Source organism: Streptomyces sp. NPDC000880 (assembly GCF_053599675.1).
Map to the genome: position 1 here is coordinate 1 of NZ_JBSFMS010000226.1, position 4,238 is coordinate 4,238.

At 70.7% G+C, this 4,238-nt stretch carries 4 protein-coding genes; 2 read left to right on the forward strand and 2 right to left on the reverse strand.

Annotation, left to right across the window (positions count from 1 at the left end):
• Positions 1-124 precede the first annotated feature (124 nt).
• On the reverse strand, positions 125-934 hold the full coding sequence (locus ACWDO5_RS35360) for a DUF3097 domain-containing protein (protein WP_450534626.1): 810 nt from the start codon (positions 932-934) through the stop codon (positions 125-127).
• 10 nt (positions 935-944) lie between these two features.
• Positions 945-1,664, reverse strand: coding sequence for an MBL fold metallo-hydrolase (locus ACWDO5_RS35365; protein WP_450534627.1), 720 nt, complete (start codon positions 1,662-1,664; stop codon positions 945-947).
• A gap of 166 nt (positions 1,665-1,830) precedes the next feature.
• Here ACWDO5_RS35365 and hrcA point away from each other — a divergent pair, with 166 nt between their 5' ends.
• Both hrcA and dnaJ read left to right on the forward strand, forming a co-directional pair.
• Positions 1,831-2,856 (forward strand): heat-inducible transcriptional repressor HrcA, encoded by a 1,026-nt coding sequence (hrcA, locus tag ACWDO5_RS35370; protein WP_450534628.1) that lies wholly within the window; start codon positions 1,831-1,833, stop codon positions 2,854-2,856.
• Positions 2,857-3,993, forward strand: a complete 1,137-nt coding sequence (gene dnaJ / locus ACWDO5_RS35375; protein ID WP_450534629.1) for a molecular chaperone DnaJ — start codon at positions 2,857-2,859, stop codon at positions 3,991-3,993.
• Positions 3,994-4,238 lie beyond the last annotated feature (245 nt).

The window sequence follows — 4,238 nt, forward strand, 5'->3', positions numbered from 1 at the left end:
GCTCGAATTTGAGCCCGTGAGGCGTTTGAGGACACTCCCCCTACGCCAGGGCGTGGGGGGAGTACCGGGGTCTGGGGGCTTGCCCCCAGTTCGGGAAGGGGCGGGGTGGGGAAAGAACCCCCGGTCACACCCCCGGCGTCGTCACGAAGTCGATCAGCTCCTCCACCCGCCCCAGCAGCTCCGGCTCCAGGTCCTTGTACGACCGCACCCCCGACAGGATCCGCTGCCAGGCCGCTCCCGTGTTGTCCGGCCAGCCCAGAGCGCGGCAGACGCCCGTCTTCCAGTCCTGGCCGCGCGGGACCGTCGGCCAGGCGCGGATGCCCACCGAGGACGGCTTCACCGCCTCCCACACGTCGATGTACGGGTGGCCCACCACCAGGGCGTGGGCGCTGGAGATCTCGGACACGATGCGGGACTCCTTCGAGCCCGGGACCAGGTGGTCCACCAGCACCCCCAGGCGCGCGTCCGGGCCCGGGGCGAAGTCCGCGACGATCGAGGGGAGGTCGTCGATGCCCTCCAGGTACTCGACCACCACTCCCTCGATCCGAAGGTCGTCGCCCCAGACCTTCTCCACGAGCTCGGCGTCGTGGCGGCCCTCCACGTAGATGCGCCCGGCGCGGGCGACCCGCGCGCGGGCGCCGGGAACCGCGAGGGAGCCCGAGGCCGTACGTGCCGGGCGGCCCGCGGACGGCGACGTCGGGCGGACCAGGGTGACGACGCGGCCTTCCAGCAGGAAGCCCCGCGGGGCCAGTGGGAACACCCGGTGTTTGCCGAAGCGGTCCTCCAGGGTCACAGTCCCCGCCTCGCAGCGGATCACCGCGCCGCAGAAGCCCGTGCCGACCTCCTCCACGACCAGGTCCGGGTCGGCGGGGACCTCGGGAGCCGGCTGCTGCTTCTTCCAAGGTGGCGTCAGATCGGGGCTGTAGCTGCGCATTCGGCAGACGCTACGACACCCCGAAGCGCGCCGCCAGCACGTCGCGTTGGGCGCGTACGAACGCCGCGTCGACCACCGCCCCGTGCCCCGGCACGTACACCGCGTCCTCGCCGCCCAGGGACAGCAGCCGGTCGAGCGCGGCCGGCCAGCGGGACGGGATCGCGTCCGGGCCCGCCTGGGGTTCCCCCGACTCCTCGACCAGGTCGCCGCAGAACACCACCTCCGTGCTGCCCGGCACCAGGACCGCCAGATCGTGGCCCGAATGTCCTGGGCCCACATTCGCCAGCAGCACCTGGCGGCCGCCGAGCTCCAGCGTCCACTCCCCGCACACCATGTGGTGCGGCACCACCAGCACGTCGACCGCCTGGGCCGCGTCGTCGGCGGCCACCCCTTCGCGTACCGCCGAGCCGCGGATCTCCTCCCGCTCCCGCTTCATCAGGTCGGCCACACCGACCGCGCCGTACACCTCCGCCCCCGCGAACGCCGCCGTCCCCAGCACATGGTCGAAGTGGGGGTGGCTCAGTGCGATATGCGTCACGCGGCGGCCCAGCAGGGCCTGCGCCTGGGTGCGGAGCTCGGCGCCCTCGCGGAGCGTGGAGCCCGTGTCGTACATGAGGACACCGCTCTCACCGGCTATCAGACCCACAGTCGCGTCCCAGACCGGCATCCGCCGGCGGCCCACCCCGTCGCCCAGCTGCTCCCAGCCGAACTCTTCCCAACCGACGTCCATACCGGGACGCTATCGGCAAACGACCAGCGATGTCGCACGGTAGCGTGGTCGGCCGCCCTTGCTAGGGGCGTACCCCACGGCCGTACACTGGCAAGGGGAAAGTCTGGCACTCGTACGCATCGAGTGCCAAGCAGGCGCCAAGGGACCAGAGCTGGAGGTGTGCGCGGTGCTCAGCGAACGCAGACTCGAGGTGCTGCGTGCCATCGTCCAGGACTATGTCGGCACCGAGGAGCCTGTCGGCTCCAAGGCACTAACCGAGCGTCATAAGCTCGGCGTCTCACCGGCCACTGTCCGCAACGACATGGCGGTGCTGGAGGAGGAAGGGTTCATCGCCCAGCCGCACACCAGCGCCGGCCGCATCCCGACGGACAAGGGCTACCGGCTCTTTGTCGACAAGCTGGCGGGTGTCAAGCCGATGTCGTCGCCCGAGCGCCGCGCCATCCAGAACTTCCTGGACGGAGCCGTCGACCTCGACGACGTCGTGGGCCGTACGGTACGGCTGCTGGCGCAGCTGACCCGGCAGGTCGCCGTCGTCCAGTACCCCTCGCTGACCCGGTCCACCGTCCGGCATGTGGAGCTCCTCTCCCTCGCGCCCGCCCGGCTGATGCTGGTGCTGATCACGGACACCGGACGGGTCGAGCAGCGCATGATCGACTGTCCCGCGCCGGTCGGTGACACCTCGCTCGCGGACCTGCGGGCCCGGCTCAACAGCCGGGTCGTCGGGCGCCGCTTCGCGGATGTGCCGCAGCTGGTGCAGGACCTGCCCGATTCCTTCGAGCCGGAGGACCGCGGCACTGTCTCCACAGTGCTCGCGACCCTGCTCGAGACCCTGGTCGAGGAGACCGAGGAGCGGCTGATGATCGGCGGCACCGCCAATCTGACGCGCTTCGGGCACGACTTCCCTCTGACGATCAGGCCGGTGCTGGAGGCTCTCGAGGAGCATGTGGTGCTCCTCAAGCTGCTCGGCGAGGCCAAGGAATCGGGCGGCATGGGCATGACCGTACGGATCGGTCATGAGAACGCTCATGAGGGCCTCAACTCCACGTCCGTGGTCGCGGTCGGCTACGGTTCGGGCGACGAGGCAGTTGCCAAACTCGGCGTGGTCGGACCGACCCGCATGGACTACCCCGGAACGATGGGAGCGGTACGCGCAGTGGCACGTTACGTCGGACAGATCCTGGCGGAGTCGTAAGTGGCCACGGACTACTACGCCGTACTCGGCGTGCGCCGCGACGCATCGCAGGACGAGATCAAGAAGGCCTTCCGCCGCCTTGCGCGCGAACTCCACCCGGATGTGAATCCGGATCCGAAGACGCAGGAGCGCTTCAAGGAGATCAACGCGGCCTACGAGGTGCTGTCGGACCCGCAGAAGAAGCAGGTCTACGACCTCGGCGGGGACCCGCTGTCGCAGGCGGGCGGCGCAGGAGCGGGCGGCTTCGGAGCCGGTGGCTTCGGGAACTTCTCGGACATCATGGACGCGTTCTTCGGTACGGCGTCGCAGCGCGGGCCGAGGTCGCGTACGCGGCGCGGCCAGGACGCGATGATCCGGCTGGAGATCGACCTCAACGAGGCGGCCTTCGGTACGACCAAGGACATCCAGGTCGACACGGCGGTCGTCTGCACGACCTGCTCCGGTGAGGGCGCGGCGCCGGGCACCTCGGCGCAGACCTGCGACATGTGCCGCGGCCGTGGTGAGGTCTCGCAGGTGACGCGGTCCTTCCTGGGCCAGGTCATGACCTCGCGGCCGTGCCCCCAGTGCCAGGGCTTCGGCACGGTGGTGCCGACGCCGTGCCCGGAGTGCGCCGGCGACGGCCGTATCCGGTCCCGTCGCACGCTGACGGTGAAGATCCCGGCCGGCGTCGACAACGGCACGCGCATCCAGCTCGCCGGTGAGGGCGAGGTCGGCCCCGGTGGCGGCCCCGCGGGTGATCTGTACGTCGAGATCCACGAGCTGGCGCATCCGGTCTTCCAGCGGCGCGGCGACGATCTGCACTGCACGGTGACCATCCCGATGACGGCGGCGGCGCTGGGCACGAAGTGCCCGCTGGAGACGCTGGACGGGATGGAGGAGGTCGACATCCGCCCGGGTACGCAGTCGGGACAGTCGATCCCGCTGCACGGGCGCGGCATCACGCACCTGCGGGGCGGGGGCCGCGGTGACCTGATCGTGCACGTCGAGGTGATGACCCCGACGAAGATGGACGCGGAGCAGGAGCGGCTGCTGCGGGACCTGGCGAAGCTGCGCGGGGAGGAGCGGCCGACGGGCCAGTTCCAGCCGGGCCAGCAGGGTCTGTTCTCCCGCCTGAAGGACGCGTTCAACGGGCGGTAGCCGGGTACGGGGTGCGGGTCGGCAGGGTCGGCGCGCCCTGGTCGGATCGGCCCGCGCCTCTGATCGCTCGTGGCCTGCCTGTGGTCGCTCGCGGCTAGGTTCTGTCCGGGCGATCTTCGAGGATCAGCCCGCGGCGTCAGATGCATGGGGTCTCCCCAGGCCCGAAGGGCCTGGGGGACGCATCGCAAGGCGGTGGGGGCACCCCCGGACGAAGTCTGGGGGAGATCGCCCTCGTACTGGACGTA

Bases quoted from the DNA above. Each gene is read 5' to 3' on its own strand.
- ACWDO5_RS35360 (WP_450534626.1), bottom strand. From the start codon at position 934: ATGCGCAGCTACAGCCCCGATCTGACGCCACCTTGGAAGAAGCAGCAG.
- ACWDO5_RS35365 (WP_450534627.1), bottom strand. From the start codon at position 1,664: ATGGACGTCGGTTGGGAAGAGTTCGGCTGGGAGCAGCTGGGCGACGGG.